The sequence below is a fragment of the Trinickia symbiotica genome (assembly GCF_003028655.1).
Lineage (GTDB): Bacteria > Pseudomonadota > Gammaproteobacteria > Burkholderiales > Burkholderiaceae > Trinickia > Trinickia symbiotica_A.
The window spans coordinates 18,227-36,870 of record NZ_PYUC01000013.1 but is presented as its reverse complement, the minus strand read 5'-3'; the positions used below and the strand labels follow the sequence as shown (position 1 = coordinate 36,870).

Here is an 18,644-nt window from a genome sequence, read left to right as displayed (position 1 = left end):
CTTCTAACGCATCGGAATGTTGCTGCCCTTGAAATTGGCTTTCTTGAGCAGCGATTCATACTGTTGCGACATGACGTACGACTGCACTTGCGCCATGAAGTCCATGGTGACGACGACGATGATCAGCAGCGACGTTCCGCCGAAATAGAACGGCACGTTCCAGCGCAACACCAAAAACTCGGGCAGCAGGCAGACGAACACGATGTAGATCGCACCGGCAAGCGTAAGACGCGTGAGGATGCGGTCGATATATCGCGCGGTCTGATCGCCCGGGCGAATACCCGGAACAAAAGCCCCACTCTTCTTCAGGTTGTCGGCCGTTTCCCTGCTGTTGAACACCAGCGCGGTGTAGAAAAAGCAGAAGAACACGATCGCCAACGCATACAGCAGCACATAGACGGGCTGGCCCGGCTTCAGCGCATTGGCCACGTTATGCAGCGTGTCCGAAAACCATCCGCTGTGCGAACCGGCGCTGAACCAGTTCAGGATCGTTGCCGGAAACAGGATGATCGACGACGCGAAGATCGGCGGAATCACACCCGACATGTTCAGCTTCAGCGGCAAGTGCGACGATTGCCCGCCGTAAATCTTGTTGCCGACCTGGCGCTTCGCGTAGTTCACGAGAATCTTGCGCTGGCCGCGCTCGATGAACACCACGAGATACGTCACTGCCGCGATCAGCACAACGATGACGATCGCCGAGAACGGATTCATCGAACCCGACTGCACAAGCGAAGCAAGCCCGCCGACCGCGTTCGGAAAGCCCGCCGCGATCCCGCCGAAAATGATGATCGAGATGCCGTTGCCGAGCCCGCGCTCCGTGATCTGCTCGCCGAGCCACATCAGGAACATCGTGCCCGTGACGAGCGTCACGACCGTCGTCAGGCGGAACAGCATGCCCGGATCGATCACGAGGCCCGGCTGGTTCTCGAGCGCCACGGCGATGCCGAACGCCTGGAACGTGGCGAGCACCACGGTGAAGACCCGCGTGTACTGCGTGATCTTGCGCTGGCCCGCCTGCCCTTCCTTCTTCAGCGCCTCGAGCTGCGGCGAAACGATCGCGAGCAGCTGCATGATGATCGACGAGGAGATGTAAGGCATGATCCCCAACGCGAAAATCGTGAAGCGCGACAGCGCGCCGCCCGAGAACATGTTGAACATGCCCAGGATGCCGCCTGCCTGGCTCTGGAACAGCTTCGCCAGCTGATCCGGGTCGATCCCCGGCACCGGAATGTGCGCGCCGATCCGATAGACGACGAGCGCCAGCAGCAGAAAAACTGCGCGCCGGCGCAAGTCGCCGAACTTCGCCGTGCTCTTGCCGGTTTTTGCGAGACTCGGACTGTTAGCCAAGTACCTTCTCCGATTCGAACGCCTTGATCGGCAATCGGCTTCTCACGCGATCAAAAGCCGCTTACTCGGCGAACGAGCCGCCGGCGGCTTCGATTGCCGCGCGAGCGCCCTTCGTTGCCGAAAGACCCTTCACGACCACTTTGCGCGAGATCTCGCCCGTGGCGATGATCTTTGCGCTCTTCGTCAGCTCGCTGACGAGACCGGCCTGCTTCAACGCGAGCAGATCGATTTCGTCGACCGGCAGCCCTTGCAGGTCGCCAAGACGCACTTCACCGACGAACTCCTTCGTCAGCGACGTGAATCCGCGCTTCGGCAAGCGACGCTGCAGCGGCATCTGACCGCCTTCGAAGCCGACCTTGTGAAAGCCGCCCGAACGCGATTTCTGACCCTTGTGACCGCGGCCTGCCGTCTTGCCGAGGCCCGAGCCGATACCGCGGCCAACGCGGCGCTTCGCGTGCTTCGCGCCTTCCGCCGGCTTCAGGTTATTCAATTCCATATTCAACTCCTCGAGTCCCTGGTGCGCGTTCAGTCGACGACCTTAACAAGGTACGAAACCTTGTTGATCATGCCGCGCACGGCGGGCGTGTCTTGCAGAACGCTAACCGAGTTGAGTCGGCGCAGGCCCAGGCCGCGCACCGTGGCGCGGTGCGATTCGCGGGTCCCAATCAGGCTCTTCACGAGCTGAACCTTGACAGTTTTTTCAGACATGGTGACCACCCGGGCTTCAGCCCAAAATTTCTTCGACCGACTTGCCGCGCTTCGCGGCGATGTCAGCCGGCGTCGACTGCTTACGCAGTCCGTCGAGCGTCGCGCGAACGAGGTTGTACGGGTTCGTCGAGCCGTGGCTCTTCGCGACGACGTTCGAGACGCCCATCACGTCGAACACGGCGCGCATCGGGCCGCCGGCGATCACGCCGGTACCGTCCTTCGCCGGAGCGAGCAGGACCGTCGAAGCGCCGTGCTTGCCGTGCACTTCATGCTGCAACGTGCCATTCTTGAGCGGCACCTTGAACATGTTGCGGCGGGCTTGCTCCATCGCCTTTTGCACGGCGACGGGCACTTCCTTCGCCTTGCCCTTGCCCATGCCGACACGGCCGTCGCCGTCGCCCACCACGGTCAGTGCGGCGAAGCCGAGAATCCGGCCGCCCTTCACGACCTTGGTCACGCGGTTGACCGAGATCATCTTTTCGCGAAGGCCGTCGTCGCGTTCGTCAGCCTGAACTTTCGCTTGCATCTTTGCCATGACGAATTCTTCCCTTAGAACTTGAGCCCGGCTTCACGCGCCGCATCGGCCAGCGCCTTCACGCGGCCGTGGTAGCGGAAACCCGAGCGGTCGAAGGCGACGGATTCGATGCCGGCAGCCTTGGCTTTTTCCGCGATGCGCTTGCCGATCAGCGTGGCCGCGGCAACGTTGCCGCCCTTGCCCGATTGATCGGCGAGTTGAGCGCGCACTTCGGCTTCGAGCGTCGACGCACTGGCGAGCACCTTCGTGCCGCAAGGCGAGAACACCTGCGCATAGATGTGCGTGTTCGTGCGATGCACGGCGAGACGCGCGACCTGCAGTTCCGCGATCTTGATACGCGTCTGGCGAGCACGGCGCAGGCGAGATTGAGTCTTATCCATGATTGCGCACCCTTACTTCTTCTTCGTTTCCTTGAGGATCACGACCTCGTCGGCATAGCGCACACCCTTGCCCTTGTAGGGCTCGGGCGGGCGATAGCCGCGCACGACGGCGGCCACCTGGCCAACCTTCTGCTTGTCGATCCCCTTGATCACGATTTCCGTTTGCGAGGGCGTTTCCGCCTTCACGCCTTCAGGCATCTGGTGCACGACAGGGTGCGAGAAGCCCAGCGACAGGTTGAGCTTGTCGCCTTGCACCTGCGCGCGATAGCCCACGCCCACGAGCGTCAGCTTGCGCTCGAAACCCTTCGTCACGCCATGAACCATGTTTGCGACGAGCGCGCGGAACGTACCCGACATCGCATTCGCTTCGCGGCTCTCGTCGACCGGCTCGAACTTCAGCGTGCCGTTGTCGTCCTTGACGTCCACGAGCTTGTTCAGCGCCTGCGAGATCGTGCCGAGCGGACCCGTGATGGTGATGAGCCCGCCGCTCAGAGCCACTTTCGCGCCGTTCAGCGCAACTGGGCTTTTACCTACTCGAGACATTGTTTCCTCTCCTTTCGGTGTTAAGCGACGTAGCAGATGACTTCGCCGCCGACGCCGTTTGCACGCGCCTTGCGGTCCGTCATCACACCCTTGGGCGTCGAAACGATGGCCACGCCGAGGCCGTTCATGACCTGCGGAATGTCGTTGCGGCCGCGGTATACGCGCAGGCCCGGCTTCGACACGCGCTCGAGGCGCTCGATGACGGGGCGACCCGCGTAGTACTTCAACGCGATGTTGAGCTCCGTCTTCGGGCCGTCCGCCTTCACCGCGAAGTCTTCGATATAGCCTTCGTCCTTCAGGACTTGTGCAATCGCCACCTTGACCTTCGACGAAGGCATCGTCACCGAAACCTTCTCGACCAACTGCGCATTGCGGATGCGAGTCAGCATGTCGGCGATAGGATCACTCATGCTCATTTATGTTTCTCCTATTACCAGCTTGCCTTGGTCAGGCCAGGGATCTCGCCGCGGAATGCGATTTCGCGAATCTTGTTGCGCGCCAGTCCGAATTTGCGGAACGTGCCGCGCGGACGACCCGTGATCGCGCAGCGATTGCGCTTGCGCGTGGGGTTCGCATTGCGGGGCAGTTGCTGCAGGTCGAGGCGAGCCGCGTAGCGCTCTTCTTCCGACTTCGATTGGTCGTCGATGATCGCCTTCAGCGCCGCGCGCTTTCCTGCGTATTTGGCCGCCAGGCGGGCGCGCTTCTTTTCACGTTCGATCAGTGCCAGTTTAGCCACGGTAACCTCAGTTTCTGAACGGGAACTTGAAGCTGGCGAGCAGTGCCTTGGCTTCTTCGTCGGTCTTCGCGGTGGTCGTGATGCTGATGTTCAGCCCACGCAGCGCGTCGATCTTGTCGTAATCGATCTCGGGGAAAATGATCTGCTCTTTCACACCGATGTTGTAGTTGCCGCGACCGTCGAACGCGCGGCCCGAAACGCCGCGGAAGTCGCGCACGCGCGGCAGCGCCACGGTGACGAAACGATCGAGGAATTCGAACATCGCTTGACCGCGCAGCGTCACCATCGCACCGATCGGGTAGCCCTGACGGATCTTGAAGCCCGCGATAGCCTTGCGCGCCTTCGTGACGACGGGCTTCTGACCCGCGATCTTCGTCAGATCGCCGACGGCGTTCTCGATGATCTTCTTGTCCGCAACCGCTTCGCCAAGACCCATGTTCAGCGTGATCTTCGTGATGCGCGGCACTTCCATGACGGACTTGTAGCCGAACTTCTTGATGAGTTCGGGTACAACGTTCTCTTTGTAAAACTCTTGCAAACGAGCCATTTTTTACTCCGCAGCGTCAGGCGCTAAGCACGGCGCCGGTCGTCTTCAGGAAGCGGACCTTCTTGCCGTCCTCGACCTTGATGCCCACGCGCGAAGCCTTGCCGTTCGCGTCGACGAGCGCGACATTCGAAATGTGCAGCGGCATCGACTTGGCTTCCACGCCACCCGTCGTACCCTTCATCGGGTTCGGCTTCACATGCTTCTTGACGAGGTTGAGGCCTTCGACCGTCACATGCTCGTCCTTGACGGCGAGCACCACGCCACGCTTACCCTTGTCCTTGCCGGTGATGACGATGACTTCGTCACCCTTGCGAATCTTGTTCATCGCGACTCCTTACAGCACTTCGGGCGCGAGCGAAACGATCTTCATGAACCGTTCGCTACGCAGCTCACGCGTGACGGGCCCGAAAATGCGGGTGCCGATAGGCTCGAGCTTGTTGTTCAAAAGCACGGCGGCGTTGCCGTCGAACTTGATCAGCGAGCCGTCCTGGCGACGCACGCCCTTGGCCGTACGGACGACCACGGCGTTATAGATTTCGCCTTTCTTCACGCGCCCGCGCGGCGTTGCCTCTTTGACGCTCACCTTGATGATGTCGCCGATGTTGGCGTAACGACGCTTCGAGCCGCCGAGCACCTTGATGCACATGACTTCACGCGCACCCGTGTTGTCGGCCACTTCAAGCCGAGATTCGGTCTGGATCATGGTTTGTCTTTCCCAACTTAATCCGCCTGCACCACCATGGTTCAGCCGGTCAGTCTTGGTCCCGTCAGCCAATCGGCTGCTTGGGTTGGAACAGCAGCGACGGCATGCGAAACCGCCATCGCATTCGAGTGAATCCTTCGGACGAGCTTGGGACCCGCCGCTCCCCTTCCGCCCGGACCCCGCTCGGCTCTACCAGCCCTAACGGACCCCGCAAAAAGAGGGAAGACCGAGATTCTATCAAACGAAATCTCGGTCTTGCAAGCAAAATTACTGCTTTTTCAACGACTTCTTCGACAGAAGCCGCTTCGATCAGGCACCAAGCGGTGTCAGATCACGCGCGCTGCTTCGACGAGACGCGACACCGTCCAGGCCTTCGTCTTCGAAATCGGACGCGTTTCCTGGATTTCGACGAGATCGCCCTCGTTGTACGTGTTCGCTTCGTCGTGCGCATGGTACTTCTTCGAACGCACGACGTACTTGCCGTAAATCGGGTGCTGCACGCGATGCTCGACGAGCACGGTGACCGTCTTGTCCATCTTGTTGCTGACGACCTTGCCGACCAGCGTCCGCTTGAGCGAGGTTTTCACGCTATCGTTCATTTCTGGTTCGCCTTCTGAGTCAGGACGGTCCGCACACGTGCGATGTCGCGACGAACCTTCTTCAGCTGGCTCGTGTTCGTGAGCTGCTGCGTCGCGAGCTGCATGCGCAGGCCGAATTGCGCTTTCAACAGGTCCGACAGCTCCTTGTTGAGCGCCGCCTTGTCTTTTTGGTGAAGTTCGGAAGCCTTCATCATCTGCTCCTTAGGCGCCCAACTGACGGACGATGAAGGTCGTCTTGAGCGGCAGCTTCGCTGCGGCCAGACGGAACGCTTCACGCGCCAACTCTTCGGACACGCCATCCATTTCGTATAGCATCTTGCCCGGCTGGATCTCGGCGACGTAGTACTCGGGGTTACCCTTACCGTTACCCATCCGCACTTCAGCCGGCTTTTGCGAGATCGGCTTGTCGGGGAAGATGCGAATCCAGATGCGGCCGCCGCGCTTGATGTGACGCGTCATGGCACGACGCGCCGCCTCGATTTGACGGGCAGTCAAGCGGCCGCGACCGATCGCCTTGAGGCCGAACTCACCGAACGATACGGCGTTGCCGCGCGTCGCTACACCGGTGTTACGACCTTTCTGCTCTTTGCGATACTTTCTGCGTTTCGGTTGCAGCATCGTTATTCTCCAGTCTTGCCGTCGCCTTCGGGCTTGCCGCCGGCACCACCGGCACCGCCGCCACCACGGCGGGGACCGCCGCGGCGTTGGCCCGCCGGCGCGCCACCCTCACCGTCGCGACGCGGACGGCGATCGCCACCCGGACGTGCGTTGCGGCGCGGACGCTTTTCCTCGACAGCCTCTTCGACGACCGGCGCTTCGTTGCGGCCGAGCGTGTCGCCCTTGTAGACCCAGACCTTGACGCCGATGATGCCGTACGTCGTCTTCGCTTCCGACACGGCGTAATCGATGTCTGCGCGCAGCGTATGGAGCGGCACGCGGCCTTCGCGGTACCACTCGGTGCGCGCGATTTCGATGCCGTTCAGACGACCGGCGCTCATGATCTTGATGCCTTGCGCGCCGAGACGCATCGCGTTTTGCATCGCACGCTTCATCGCGCGGCGGAACATGATCCGGCGCTCGAGCTGCTGCGTGATCGAATCGGCGATCAACTGCGCATCGGTTTCCGGCTTGCGGATTTCCTCGATGTTGACGTGGACCGGCACGCCCATGCGGCGCTGCAGCTCCGACTTCAACAGCTCGATGTCCTCGCCCTTCTTGCCGATGACGACGCCAGGACGCGAGCTGAAAATCGTGATGCGCGCGTTCTTCGCCGGACGCTCGATGACCACGCGGCCGACCGAAGCGTTCTTCAGCTTCTTCTTCAGATACTCACGGACGCCGATGTCTTCCTGCAGCATCGCCGCGAAATTGTTGTTGTTCGCGTACCAACGCGAAGCCCAATTGCGGCTGACGGCCAGACGGAAGCCAGTCGGATGAATTTTCTGTCCCATCGTGTGACCCCTTAATTCCCGACCGTCACAGTGATGTGACAGGATTGCTTCTCGATGCGATTGCCGCGGCCCTTCGCGCGCGCCGTGAAGCGCTTGAGCGAAGCAGCCTTGTCGACGTAGATGCTCTTGATCTTGAGCTCGTCGATATCGGCGCCTTCGTTGTGCTCCGCATTCGCGATCGCCGACAGCACGACCTTCTTCACGATGCCAGCCGCCTTCTTCGGCGAGAACGTCAGGACGTTCAGCGCCTTGTCGACCGGCAAACCGCGGATCTGGTCAGCCACAAGGCGCGTCTTTTGCGCCGAGATGCGGGCACCGCGATGAATTGCTTTCACTTCCATCTTGATTGCCCCTTATTTCTTGGCCTTCTTGTCGGCCGCGTGACCCTTGAACGTCCGGGTCAATGCGAACTCGCCAAGCTTGTGGCCGACCATGTTTTCCGAGATGTACACCGGAACGTGTTGACGCCCGTTGTGCACGGCGATCGTCAGGCCGATGAAGTCGGGAAGGATCGTCGAACGACGCGACCACGTCTTGATCGGCTTCTTGTCGCGCGAAGCCACAGCCGCCTCGACCTTCTTCAGCAAATGGGCGTCGCAGAACGGACCTTTTTTAACAGAACGTGCCATTGCCTACTCCTTAACGCTTGTGACGGCGCTGGACGATCATCGTCGTCGTGCGCTTGTTGCGACGGGTGCGATAGCCCTTCGTCGGCGTGCCCCACGGGCTCACCGGATCGCGGCCCGCGGCAGTACGGCCTTCGCCGCCGCCGTGCGGGTGGTCGATCGGGTTCATCGCCACGCCACGGACGGTCGGGCGAATGCCGCGCCAACGGTTGGCACCGGCCTTGCCGATCTGGCGCAGGCTGTGCTCTTCGTTGCCGACTTCACCGATCGTCGCGCGGCACTCGATATGCACGCGGCGGATTTCGCCTGAGCGCAGGCGGACCTGAGCATACGTGCCTTCACGTGCGAGGAGCATGGCCGAGGTACCGGCCGAACGCGCCATCTGCGCGCCCTTGCCCGGCAGCATCTCGATGCAATGGATCGTCGTACCGACCGGAATGTTGCGGATCGGCAGCGCGTTGCCCGCGCGGATCGGCGCTTCCGAGCCCGACATCAGCTGCGTGCCCACCGCCACGCCCTTCGGCGCGATGATGTAGCTACGCTCACCGTCGGCGTAGAGCACGAGCGCGATATTCGCGCTGCGGTTCGGGTCGTATTCGATACGCTCAACCTTCGCGGGGATACCGTCCTTCGTGCGACGGAAATCGATCACGCGATAGTGCTGCTTGTGACCGCCACCCTTGTGGCGCGTCGTGATATGGCCGTTGTTGTTGCGGCCGGCGGTCTTGGATTGCTTGTCGACGAGGGCCGCGAACGGCTTGCCCTTGTGCAGATCCTTGTTGACCACCTTGACCATCGCACGGCGTCCGGGCGAGGTCGGCTTAACTTTCACGAGTGCCATGATTACTTGGCCTCCGCTTCAAAGTTGATTTCCTGGCCCGGCTTCAGGCAGACATAGGCCTTCCTGACGTCCTTGCGGCGACCCATGAAACGGCCGAAGCGCTTTGCCTTGCCCTTGACGTTGAGCACGTTGACGGATTCGACGTCGACCTTGAAGAGCAGCTCGACAGCGGCCTTCACTTCCTGCTTCGTCGCATCGGGCGCGATCTCGAACACCACTTGCTCGTTCTTGTCGGCCACCAGCGTCGCCTTTTCGGAGATCACCGGCGCGAGCAGAACCTGCATCAAACGATGATCGTTCTTGCGAATCTCGCTCATGACAGCAACTCCTCGATCTGGGCGACCGCAGCCTTCGTGATCAGAACTTTCTTGAAGTAGATCAACGAGAGCGGATCGGCATAGCGCGGCTCGACAACGGCCACGTTGGCCAGGTTGCGCGACGCGAGGTAGAGGTTCTCGTCGACCGTGTCCGTAATCACGAGCACGGAATCGAGACCCATGGCTTTGAACTTGCTGGCCAAAAGCTTCGTCTTCGGCGCTTCGAGGACGATATCCTCGACGACCGACAGACGGCCTTCACGGACGAGCTGCGAGAAGATCGAGCAGAGGCCTGCGCGATGCATCTTCTTGTTGACCTTGTGCGCGAAGTTCTCTTCGGGCGAGTTCGGGAAAATCCGACCACCGCCGCGCCAGAGCGGGCTCGACGACATACCGGCGCGGGCACGGCCCGTACCCTTCTGACGCCACGGCTTCTTCGTCGTGTGCTTGACCTGCTCGCGGTCTTTCTGCGCACGGTTGCCGCTGCGCGCGTTGGCTTGGTAGGCGACGACGATCTGGTGAATCAGCGCTTCGTTGTAGTCACGGCCGAACACGACGTCCGACGCGTTCACGCCCGCGGCTTCCTGACCATTCGCATTGAGGAGCTTCAGTTCCATTATTTCGCCCCCTTGACGGCACGCGCCTTGACAGCCGGCGTCACGAAAACTTTGCCGCCCTTCGCGCCCGGCACCGCGCCCTTGACGAGCAGCAGCTTGCGCTCGGCGTCGATACGAGCGATTTCGAGGTTCTGAACGGTGACGGTATCGTCACCCATGTGGCCGGTCATGCGCTTACCCGGAAACACGCGACCCGGATCCTGCGCCATACCGATCGAGCCCGGCACGTTGTGCGAACGCGAGTTACCGTGCGTGGCACGGCCCGAGCCGAAGTTGTAACGCTTGATCGTACCGGCGTAGCCCTTACCGATCGACACACCCTGAACGTCGATCTTCTGGCCCACTTCGAAAATATCGATGCCGACCATGGCGCCGACGGTGAGGTCGGCGGCCTTCGCCGCATCGATCTTGAATTCCTTGAGAATTTCACCGGCTTCGACACCGGCTTTGGCGAGGTGACCTGCCAACGGCTTCGTCACGCGCGACGCACGACGCTTGCCGAATGCCACTTGAACGGCGGTGTAGCCATCCGTTTCAACGGTCTTGATCTGCGTCACGCGGTTGTCGGACACGTCCAGCACGGTGACAGGGATCGAATCCCCTTCAGCCGTGAAGATACGGGTCATGCCAACCTTGCGACCTACGAGTCCAAGGCTCATCGTTTTCTCCATTCCCGACTGCGATTGGCCGGGGCTAATGACGTTGACTTTTTTCGCAAATGCGCGAAAAGCCTTGCATTATAGCGAGGCTTTTCGTTTTTCGCAAGCAATCAAAGACTTACCGCCGTCGGCGCCGCACAACGAGACGCGGCGGGCCGGCGACGGCACGAAAACCTTATTGCAGCTTGATCTCGACGTCCACGCCGGCCGGCAGATCGAGCTTCATCAGCGCGTCGACGGTCTTGTCCGTCGGATCGACGATGTCCATCAGCCGTTGGTGGGTGCGGATTTCGAGCTGATCGCGCGACGTCTTGTTGACGTGCGGCGAACGCAGGATGTCGAAACGCTGGATGCGCGTCGGCAGGGGCACGGGGCCGCGGACGATCGCACCGGTCCGCTTTGCCGTGTCGACGATTTCGGCTGCCGACTGATCGATCAGGCGATAGTCGAATGCCTTCAGGCGAATGCGGATTTTCTGGTTCTGCATGACGATTCCTTGAAAGAGCGAGGCGGCCTTGCACCGCCGGATTGATGAAAGAACGCAGGGCCGGGCGCCGAACTCGGCAGCCCGCGCCAGGCCCCTGGTATTGCACTACACAGCTACAGACTGCTGGCTTGCCGCGGGCGCCCCGCTCGATCATGCCGAGCGGGATTCCCGAAGCGAATCGTCGATTTTACTCGATGATCTTCGCGACGACACCGGCGCCGACGGTACGGCCGCCTTCACGGATAGCGAAGCGCAGACCCTCTTCCATCGCGATCGGCGCAATCAGCTTCACCGTGATCGACACGTTGTCGCCCGGCATCACCATTTCCTTGTCCTTCGGCAACTCGATCGAGCCCGTCACGTCCGTCGTACGGAAGTAGAACTGCGGCCGGTAGTTGTTGAAGAACGGCGTGTGACGACCGCCCTCGTCCTTCGACAGCACGTACACCTCGGCCGTGAAGTGCGTGTGCGGCGTGATCGAGCCCGGCTTGGCCAGCACTTGACCGCGCTCCACTTCCTCGCGCTTCGTGCCGCGCAGCAGGATACCCACGTTGTCGCCCGCTTGACCCTGGTCCAGCAGCTTGCGGAACATTTCCACGCCCGTGCACGTCGTCTTCGCCGTCGCCCGGATCCCCACGATCTCGATTTCGTCGCCGACCTTCACGATGCCGCGCTCCACGCGACCCGTCACCACCGTGCCGCGACCCGAGATCGAGAACACGTCTTCCACCGGCATCAGGAACGTGCCATCCACCGCGCGCTCCGGCGTCGGGATGTACGAATCCAGCGCGTCCGCCAGGCTCATGATCGCCTGCTCGCCCAGCTCGCCCTTGTCGCCTTCGAGCGCCAGCTTAGCCGAGCCCTTCACGATCGGCGTGTCGTCGCCCGGGAAGTCGTACTTCGACAGCAGCTCGCGCACTTCCATTTCGACCAGCTCGAGCAGCTCCGCGTCATCGACCATGTCGCACTTGTTCAGGAACACGATGATGTACGGCACACCGACCTGACGCGCCAGCAGAATGTGTTCGCGCGTTTGCGGCATCGGGCCGTCCGCGGCCGAGCACACCAGGATCGCGCCGTCCATCTGCGCCGCGCCCGTGATCATGTTCTTCACGTAGTCCGCGTGCCCCGGGCAGTCCACGTGCGCGTAGTGACGGTTGGCCGTCTCGTACTCCACGTGCGCCGTGTTGATCGTGATGCCGCGCGCCTTTTCTTCCGGCGCCGCGTCGATCTGGTCGTACGCCTTCGCTTCGCCGCCGAACTTTTGCGACAGAATCGTCGTGATCGCCGCCGTCAGCGTCGTCTTGCCATGATCCACGTGACCGATCGTGCCGACGTTCACGTGCGGCTTGGTCCGCTCAAACTTACCTTTTGCCATGATTCGCTTCTTTCAAAAATAAAGTATCGATGAGAATGCTCAGCCGGTATTCGAGACTGCGCGAGCAACTTCGAGCTTACTTCGCCTTCGCGCTGATGATCGCTTCGGCAACGTTGCGCGGCGCTTCGGCGTAATGCTTGAACTCCATCGTGTACGTCGCGCGGCCCTGCGTGAGCGAGCGCAACGACGTCGAGTAGCCGAACATTTCCGAAAGCGGCACTTCCGCACGGACGATCTTGCCGCCGCCGACCATGTCTTCCATGCCCTGGACGATACCGCGGCGGCCCGACAAATCGCCCATCACGTTGCCCATGTACTCTTCCGGCGTCTCCACTTCGACAGCCATCATCGGCTCGAGAAGAACCGGGCTCGCGCGGCGCATCGCTTCCTTGAACGCCATCGAACCGGCCATCCGGAACGCATTTTCGTTCGAGTCGACGTCGTGGTACGAACCGAACGTCAGATGGACCTTCACGTCGACGACGGGGAAGCCCGCCAGCACGCCGCTCTTCAACGTCTCCTGGATACCCTTGTCGACCGCCGGGATGTATTCGCGAGGAATCACACCGCCCTTGATCTCGTCCAGGAACTCGTAGCCCTTGCCCTGCTCGTGCGGCTCGAGCGTGATGACCGCGTGACCGTACTGGCCGCGACCGCCCGATTGCTTGACGAACTTGCCTTCGACGTCCGTCGCCGTCGCGCGGATCGTTTCACGATACGCGACTTGCGGCTTGCCGACCGTCGCTTCGACGCCGAACTCACGCTTCATGCGGTCCACCAGAATTTCGAGGTGGAGCTCGCCCATGCCCGAGATGATCGTCTGGCCCGACTCTTCGTCCGTCTGCACGCGGAACGACGGGTCTTCCTGCGCAAGACGATTGAGCGCGATGCCCATCTTTTCCTGGTCGGCCTTCGTCTTCGGCTCGACGGCCTGCGAGATCACGGGCTCGGGGAAGATCATGCGCTCGAGCACGATCGGGTGCGCCGGGTCGCAGAGCGTGTCGCCCGTCGTCGCTTCCTTCAAGCCGACGGCCGCGGCGATGTCGCCCGCGCGCACTTCCTTGATTTCCTCGCGCTGGTTCGCGTGCATCTGCAGAATCCGGCCGATGCGCTCCTTCTTGCCCTTCGTCGAGTTCAGGACCGTGTCGCCCGAGTTCACGACGCCCGAATAGGCGCGGAAGAAGATCAGCTGGCCGACGAACGGGTCCGTCATGATCTTGAACGCGAGCGCCGAGAACTTCTCGTCGTCCGACGCCTTACGCTCAGCCGATTCGCCGCTTTCGAGCTCGCCCTTCACCGGCGGAATGTCGACCGGCGACGGCAGGAAGTCGATCACGGCGTCGAGCATGCGCTGCACGCCCTTGTTCTTGAACGCGGTGCCGCACAGCATCGGCTGGATCTCGCAGGCGATCGTACGGTCGCGCAGCGCCTTGACGATCTCCGCTTCCGTGAGCTCCTCGCCGCCGAGATACTTCTCCATCAGCTCTTCGCTCGCCTCGGCGGCCGATTCGATCATCTTCTCGCGCCACTCGTTGCAGGTATCGACGAGCTCGGCCGGGATGTCGACGTAGTCGAACTTCGTGCCTTGCGAGGCCTCGTCCCAAATGATCGCCTTCATCTTCAGCAGATCGACGACGCCCTTGAAGTTCTCTTCCGAGCCGATCGGCACGACGACGGGCACCGGGTTCGCCTTCAGGCGCAGCTTCAACTGGTCATAGACCTTGAAGAAGTTTGCGCCGGTGCGGTCCATCTTATTGACGAACGCGAGACGCGGCACCCGGTACTTGTTGGCCTGGCGCCAGACCGTTTCCGATTGCGGCTGCACGCCGCCCACGGCGCAATAGACCATGCAGGCACCGTCGAGCACGCGCATCGAGCGCTCGACTTCGATCGTGAAGTCGACGTGCCCCGGGGTGTCGATGATGTTGATCCGGTGCTCCGGATAGTTGTTGCCCATGCCCTTCCAGAAGGCCGTCGTCGCCGCGGACGTGATGGTGATGCCGCGCTCCTGCTCCTGCTCCATCCAGTCCATGGTCGCCGCGCCGTCGTGAACCTCGCCGATCTTGTGGTTCACGCCGGTGTAAAACAGAATGCGCTCGGTCGTCGTCGTCTTGCCGGCGTCGATGTGAGCGCTAATACCGATATTGCGGTAGCGCTCGATGGGTGTCTTACGAGCCACTTTTATCCTCTATTGGATCGCGCGAAGCATCTCGAAAAGTCTTCGCGCCCTAACACAAACGGGCGAGGCGCTGAAAAGCGCACCCGCCCGGAAAGTATTTCCGCTTGATTTCGCCTGCGAGCAGACCGGGAAGGCAGCCGCAAGCGCGATTGTTAGAAACGGAAATGCGAGAACGCCTTGTTGGCCTCGGCCATCCGGTGCACTTCGTCGCGCTTTTTCATCGCGCCGCCGCGACCTTCCGCGGCTTCTTGCAACTCACCGGCAAGACGCAGAGCCATCGACTTCTCGCTGCGCTTCTTCGCGGCCTCACGCAACCAGCGCATCGCCAATGCCATACGACGCGACGGACGCACTTCGACCGGAACCTGATAGTTCGCCCCACCAACGCGCCGGCTCTTCACTTCGACCACCGGCTTCACGTTGTTGAGCGCCACCGTGAACACTTCCAGCGGGTCCTTGCCACCCTTGGTCTGGATCTGCTCAAAAGCGCCATAAACGATGCGCTCGGCCACCGACTTCTTGCCCGAGAGCATCAACACGTTCATGAACTTAGCTACATCAACGTTGCCGAACTTCGGATCCGGCAACACTTCCCGCTTGGGAACTTCGCGACGACGCGGCATGTTTCTTCCTTTGACGTTTCAGTTGGAGCGCTTGCACGCCCCGCGGCCACCAACTAACCCGATCGATCGCACGACAAACCAGCTTGGCCGGGTGACCACTTACTCGACAGCACCGGCCATTCCGGCACCACCGCTTTCGATTGCTACCAGTACTGCTTACTTCGCAGCCTTTGCGCGCTTCGCACCGTACTTCGAGCGAGCCTGCTTACGATCCTTGACGCCTTGCGTATCGAGCGAGCCGCGGACCATGTGGTAACGCACACCCGGCAAGTCCTTCACACGGCCGCCGCGAATCAGCACGACCGAGTGCTCCTGCAGGTTGTGGCCTTCACCACCGATGTACGAAATGACTTCGAAGCCGTTCGTCAGTCGAACCTTGGCGACCTTACGAAGCGCCGAGTTCGGCTTTTTCGGCGTCGTGGTGTACACACGCGTGCACACACCGCGACGCTGAGGGCAGTTCTGCAGGGCCGGGCTCTTGCTCTTCGTCTCTTCCGAAGCACGGCCTTTGCGAACCAATTGATTGATGGTTGGCATTGTGTATTCCCGAAATTAATCAAAACCGACGCGACGCCTTGCCGGGCAAAGCGGCAGCGCGCCTGCGTCCAAACCTTCTTCTCCCGTTCGGGGCGAGCGATACCAAAAGCCACGAACAGGAACCCGGCATGATATGGCAAAAACGTCAAGCGCGTCAATAGCTTGCGAGCGTTGCCGCGACGGGGCGCTCAGTCGGCGGCGACGACTTCCAGCAATTCGCCCCCGAAGCGCTCGAGCTTGCGCGCGCCGATGCCCGGTATCTGGCGCAGATCGTCGATCGAGTCCGGTGAGCTGCGCGCGATCTCGGCAAGGGTGGCGTCGTGAAAAATGACGTAGGCCGGCACCCCGTCGCGCTTCGCCGTATCGGTACGCCAGACGCGCAGCCGCTCCCAGCGGGCGCGCTCGCGCGGTGCCATGCCGGCCGTGGGGTCGGCTCGTTGCGCCGAGCGCCCTGACGCCTGGCGCGTGCGCTGAGGCTTTGCATAAGGACGCAGGGTGACCGTCCGCTCCCCCTTCAGCACGGGCTTACTCGCCTCCGTCAGCACCAGCGCCCCGAACCCGCCGTGGTCGACGGCGAGGTAGCCGAACGCCACCAGTTGCCGGAAAACGGCACGCCACTCGGCTTCGGAAAGGCTCGCTCCGATTCCGAACGTGCTGAGGGATTCATGGCCGCGCTGCAGCACCTTCTCGTTGCGGTTGCCGCGCAAGATATCGATGAGGTGCCCCGCCCCGAAGTTGAAGCCGCTCGCGCGCTGTGCGCGGAACGCGCACGAGAGCGCCATTTGCGCCTCGCGCGTTGCATCCCACGAGGCGGGCGGCTCGAGACAGACGTCGCAGTTGCCGCACGGCGCGCTCGTTTCGCCGAAGTAGTCGAGCAGCCGCACGCGGCGGCAGGAAATCGTCTCGCAAAGACCGAGAAGCGCCTCGAGCTTGGCCGTTTGGACCCGCTTGTGCGCATCGTCGGCATCGGATTCGTCGATCATCTTGCGCTGCTGCACGACATCGCCGAGGCCGTAGGCCATCCACGCGTTCGCGGGCAAGCCGTCGCGGCCCGCGCGGCCAGTCTCCTGGTAGTAGCCCTCGACGCTCTTCGGCAAATCGAGGTGGGCGACAAAGCGCACGTCGGGCTTGTCGATGCCCATGCCGAACGCAATCGTCGCGCAGATCACGACGCCTTCCTCACGCTGGAAAATCTCCTGATGGCGCTGCCGCATCTCGAACTGCATGCCGGCGTGGTACGGCAGCGCGCGTATGCCCTGCGCTTTGAGCCATTCGGCCGTCTCCTCGACCTTGCGGCGCGACAGGCAGTAGATGACGCCGGCGTCGGTCGTGCCGTCGGCATTCGTATGCTCGGCGCGGATGAAGTCGAGCAGTTGCGCGCGCGCATTGTCCTTTTCGACGATCCGATACCGGATGTTCGGGCGATCGAAGCTCGAAACGAAGACGCGCGCGTCGTCGAGCGCGAGACGGTGAACGATCTCCTCGCGCGTGATGGCGTCGGCTGTGGCCGTCAGCGCGATGCGCGGCACCGATGGGAACCGCTCGTGCAGCACCGACAGCTGGATATACTCGGGCCGGAAATCGTGTCCCCATTGAGACACGCAATGCGCCTCGTCGATGGCAAACAGAGCGACGCGCGTGCGCTCGAGCAGATCGAGAAACCGCGGCGTCATCAAGCGCTCGGGCGCGACGTAGAGCAGGTCGATTTCGCCGTTGCGTAGCGCGCGCTCCGTCGCGGCCGCCTCGGCACCCGAGAGTGTCGAATTCAAAAAAGCGGCGCGAACGCCGAGCTCGGTCAGCGCGGCGACCTGATCCTGCATCAGCGCGATCAGCGGCGAGACGACGATGCCGGCGCCGAGCCCGGCCTCGCTGCGCACGAGCGAAGGAATCTGATAGCACAGCGACTTGCCGCCGCCCGTCGGCATGAGGACGAGACAATCGCCGCCACCGGCCACGTGTTCGACAATATCGCGCTGCTGCCCTCTGAAAGCGGGATAACCGAAGACTTCGTTGAGGATTTCGAGCGGGCGTGACATGAAATGGCGAGAGGGCTGCGACACTGGCTGCGGATGGCGCAATTCTAACAATGTGTCGCGTGGTGAGGCCGCCCGGAATGCGCGCGTTGGCCGATCGGCAGATCGCTCGCCCTCAAACGGGGCCCAACGGAATCACCGGGCGGCTGTGCAATGCCAGGTTCTTGCGACCGGGTTCGAGAACCGGCCGTCGTATTCGACGGTACAAGCCCGCGTCTCCTTGCCGAGCGGCCTCGCCATTAGCACGCTTGTCCCCGCATACTCGCATGCTACCCAGTAGGCGTTGGGTGAATCCGGAAACGTCCAAGTGTCGACTTCACTGTTGGCGCGGCGTATACGTTGGTCAGGAACGAGTTGTGCCTTGTCTGTTGGCGGGCCTGACCAGAACGAAACGTTCGTGAGCGGATAGTCGCCCTTGGCGTCATAGCTTGACCAGCCCTCGGGCGCCTTGCCGGAGAAAGCCTGGCTCACGGCAATATGTGCGGGGCAAGTAGACGCAATTTCGGCTCGGCTAATCGCCGGAAGGATGACGAGCGACGATAGCGCAACAACTTCGGCAAAACCAGGATAAAGTCGCATAATCACTTGATCACCGAGAATGCATCACCGTTATCGCTAGGCGAAATATAGTTCCCATTCTTGTCCTTACCGGGAAATCGGAGCCGCCGCTTCCTGATAGTGCCACTCGTCGACCATTGGTCAATAACAGATATACGGCATTGTGCGCTCACCTTATCGTTATGTAATGGCATCGGCGCCAAGTTGCGCCCTCTCGGAACCAGTCGATCTTATGTG

General features: G+C 61.7%; 29 protein-coding genes. All 29 read right to left on the bottom strand.

Annotated features, from left to right (window positions below):
- Positions 1-3: 3 nt before the first annotated feature.
- On the bottom strand, positions 4-1,350 hold the full coding sequence (gene secY, locus C9I57_RS23580; protein ID WP_018440464.1) for a preprotein translocase subunit SecY: 1,347 nt from the start codon (positions 1,348-1,350) through the stop codon (positions 4-6).
- Between the two features lie 61 nt (positions 1,351-1,411).
- Positions 1,412-1,846 (bottom strand): 50S ribosomal protein L15, encoded by a 435-nt coding sequence (gene rplO / locus C9I57_RS23575; RefSeq protein ID WP_107153031.1) that lies wholly within the window; start codon positions 1,844-1,846, stop codon positions 1,412-1,414.
- Positions 1,847-1,875: 29 nt separating this feature from the next.
- A complete protein-coding gene (gene rpmD / locus C9I57_RS23570; protein ID WP_219909905.1) occupies positions 1,876-2,058 on the bottom strand; it encodes a 50S ribosomal protein L30 in 183 nt (60 codons plus the stop codon).
- Between the two features lie 16 nt (positions 2,059-2,074).
- A complete protein-coding gene (gene rpsE / locus C9I57_RS23565; protein WP_018440467.1) occupies positions 2,075-2,593 on the bottom strand; it encodes a 30S ribosomal protein S5 in 519 nt (172 codons plus the stop codon).
- Between the two features lie 14 nt (positions 2,594-2,607).
- Positions 2,608-2,973 (bottom strand): 50S ribosomal protein L18, encoded by a 366-nt coding sequence (rplR, locus tag C9I57_RS23560; RefSeq protein WP_008923336.1) that lies wholly within the window; start codon positions 2,971-2,973, stop codon positions 2,608-2,610.
- Positions 2,974-2,985: 12 nt separating this feature from the next.
- Positions 2,986-3,516: a 50S ribosomal protein L6 gene (rplF, locus tag C9I57_RS23555; RefSeq protein WP_018440468.1), complete on the bottom strand. Its 531-nt coding sequence runs from the start codon at positions 3,514-3,516 to the stop codon at positions 2,986-2,988.
- 20 nt (positions 3,517-3,536) lie between these two features.
- Positions 3,537-3,932, bottom strand: a complete 396-nt coding sequence (gene rpsH / locus C9I57_RS23550) for a 30S ribosomal protein S8 (RefSeq protein WP_018440469.1) — start codon at positions 3,930-3,932, stop codon at positions 3,537-3,539.
- Between the two features lie 14 nt (positions 3,933-3,946).
- Positions 3,947-4,252, bottom strand: coding sequence for a 30S ribosomal protein S14 (gene rpsN, locus C9I57_RS23545; protein ID WP_018440470.1), 306 nt, complete (start codon positions 4,250-4,252; stop codon positions 3,947-3,949).
- Positions 4,253-4,259: 7 nt separating this feature from the next.
- Positions 4,260-4,799, bottom strand: a complete 540-nt coding sequence (gene rplE / locus C9I57_RS23540) for a 50S ribosomal protein L5 (RefSeq protein ID WP_018440471.1) — start codon at positions 4,797-4,799, stop codon at positions 4,260-4,262.
- A gap of 16 nt (positions 4,800-4,815) precedes the next feature.
- On the bottom strand, positions 4,816-5,124 hold the full coding sequence (gene rplX, locus C9I57_RS23535; protein WP_107153029.1) for a 50S ribosomal protein L24: 309 nt from the start codon (positions 5,122-5,124) through the stop codon (positions 4,816-4,818).
- Between the two features lie 9 nt (positions 5,125-5,133).
- Positions 5,134-5,502, bottom strand: a complete 369-nt coding sequence (gene rplN / locus C9I57_RS23530) for a 50S ribosomal protein L14 (RefSeq protein ID WP_026229630.1) — start codon at positions 5,500-5,502, stop codon at positions 5,134-5,136.
- 326 nt (positions 5,503-5,828) lie between these two features.
- Positions 5,829-6,101: a 30S ribosomal protein S17 gene (rpsQ, locus tag C9I57_RS23525; RefSeq protein WP_107153028.1), complete on the bottom strand. Its 273-nt coding sequence runs from the start codon at positions 6,099-6,101 to the stop codon at positions 5,829-5,831.
- Complete coding sequence (gene rpmC / locus C9I57_RS23520) at positions 6,098-6,292, bottom strand: 50S ribosomal protein L29 (protein ID WP_026229631.1); 195 nt, start codon at positions 6,290-6,292, stop codon at positions 6,098-6,100. The genes rpsQ and rpmC overlap by 4 nt, the downstream gene beginning before the upstream one ends.
- A gap of 10 nt (positions 6,293-6,302) precedes the next feature.
- Positions 6,303-6,719: a 50S ribosomal protein L16 gene (gene rplP, locus C9I57_RS23515; RefSeq protein WP_018440476.1), complete on the bottom strand. Its 417-nt coding sequence runs from the start codon at positions 6,717-6,719 to the stop codon at positions 6,303-6,305.
- A 2-nt stretch (positions 6,720-6,721) separates the two neighbouring features.
- On the bottom strand, positions 6,722-7,552 hold the full coding sequence (gene rpsC, locus C9I57_RS23510; protein WP_018440477.1) for a 30S ribosomal protein S3: 831 nt from the start codon (positions 7,550-7,552) through the stop codon (positions 6,722-6,724).
- Positions 7,553-7,563: 11 nt separating this feature from the next.
- Positions 7,564-7,893 carry a 50S ribosomal protein L22 gene (gene rplV / locus C9I57_RS23505; protein ID WP_004199272.1) on the bottom strand — a complete coding sequence of 110 codons (330 nt, stop codon included), beginning with the start codon at positions 7,891-7,893 and terminating at the stop codon, positions 7,564-7,566.
- 12 nt (positions 7,894-7,905) lie between these two features.
- The gene (rpsS, locus tag C9I57_RS23500; protein ID WP_018440478.1) at positions 7,906-8,181 is read right to left on the bottom strand and encodes a 30S ribosomal protein S19; all 276 of its coding nucleotides are present in this window, start codon (positions 8,179-8,181) and stop codon (positions 7,906-7,908) included.
- Between the two features lie 10 nt (positions 8,182-8,191).
- Positions 8,192-9,019 (bottom strand): 50S ribosomal protein L2, encoded by an 828-nt coding sequence (gene rplB, locus C9I57_RS23495; protein ID WP_107153027.1) that lies wholly within the window; start codon positions 9,017-9,019, stop codon positions 8,192-8,194.
- Between the two features lie 2 nt (positions 9,020-9,021).
- Positions 9,022-9,336, bottom strand: coding sequence for a 50S ribosomal protein L23 (gene rplW, locus C9I57_RS23490; RefSeq protein WP_018440480.1), 315 nt, complete (start codon positions 9,334-9,336; stop codon positions 9,022-9,024).
- Positions 9,333-9,953, bottom strand: coding sequence for a 50S ribosomal protein L4 (gene rplD, locus C9I57_RS23485; protein WP_107153026.1), 621 nt, complete (start codon positions 9,951-9,953; stop codon positions 9,333-9,335). The genes rplW and rplD overlap by 4 nt, the downstream gene beginning before the upstream one ends.
- Positions 9,953-10,612 carry a 50S ribosomal protein L3 gene (gene rplC, locus C9I57_RS23480; protein ID WP_107153168.1) on the bottom strand — a complete coding sequence of 220 codons (660 nt, stop codon included), beginning with the start codon at positions 10,610-10,612 and terminating at the stop codon, positions 9,953-9,955. Before rplC ends, rplD begins: the two co-directional genes overlap by 1 nt.
- Before the next feature lie 175 nt (positions 10,613-10,787).
- Entirely contained in the window at positions 10,788-11,099 is a 312-nt protein-coding gene (rpsJ, locus tag C9I57_RS23475) for a 30S ribosomal protein S10 (protein WP_006998489.1), read from the bottom strand.
- Between the two features lie 187 nt (positions 11,100-11,286).
- Positions 11,287-12,477 (bottom strand): elongation factor Tu, encoded by a 1,191-nt coding sequence (gene tuf, locus C9I57_RS23470; protein WP_107153017.1) that lies wholly within the window; start codon positions 12,475-12,477, stop codon positions 11,287-11,289.
- A gap of 76 nt (positions 12,478-12,553) precedes the next feature.
- Positions 12,554-14,656 carry an elongation factor G gene (gene fusA / locus C9I57_RS23465; protein WP_107153025.1) on the bottom strand — a complete coding sequence of 701 codons (2,103 nt, stop codon included), beginning with the start codon at positions 14,654-14,656 and terminating at the stop codon, positions 12,554-12,556.
- A 152-nt stretch (positions 14,657-14,808) separates the two neighbouring features.
- Positions 14,809-15,279, bottom strand: a complete 471-nt coding sequence (gene rpsG / locus C9I57_RS23460) for a 30S ribosomal protein S7 (protein WP_008343817.1) — start codon at positions 15,277-15,279, stop codon at positions 14,809-14,811.
- 156 nt (positions 15,280-15,435) lie between these two features.
- Positions 15,436-15,816 carry a 30S ribosomal protein S12 gene (gene rpsL, locus C9I57_RS23455; RefSeq protein ID WP_018442855.1) on the bottom strand — a complete coding sequence of 127 codons (381 nt, stop codon included), beginning with the start codon at positions 15,814-15,816 and terminating at the stop codon, positions 15,436-15,438.
- Between the two features lie 188 nt (positions 15,817-16,004).
- Positions 16,005-17,852 carry a DNA helicase RecQ gene (recQ, locus tag C9I57_RS23450; RefSeq protein ID WP_107153024.1) on the bottom strand — a complete coding sequence of 616 codons (1,848 nt, stop codon included), beginning with the start codon at positions 17,850-17,852 and terminating at the stop codon, positions 16,005-16,007.
- Positions 17,853-17,984: 132 nt separating this feature from the next.
- The gene (locus C9I57_RS33690; RefSeq protein ID WP_369008108.1) at positions 17,985-18,428 is read right to left on the bottom strand and encodes an STY0301 family protein; all 444 of its coding nucleotides are present in this window, start codon (positions 18,426-18,428) and stop codon (positions 17,985-17,987) included.
- 2 nt (positions 18,429-18,430) lie between these two features.
- Positions 18,431-18,601, bottom strand: a complete 171-nt coding sequence (locus tag C9I57_RS32495; RefSeq protein ID WP_258187800.1) for a BPSL0067 family protein — start codon at positions 18,599-18,601, stop codon at positions 18,431-18,433.
- Positions 18,602-18,644 lie beyond the last annotated feature (43 nt).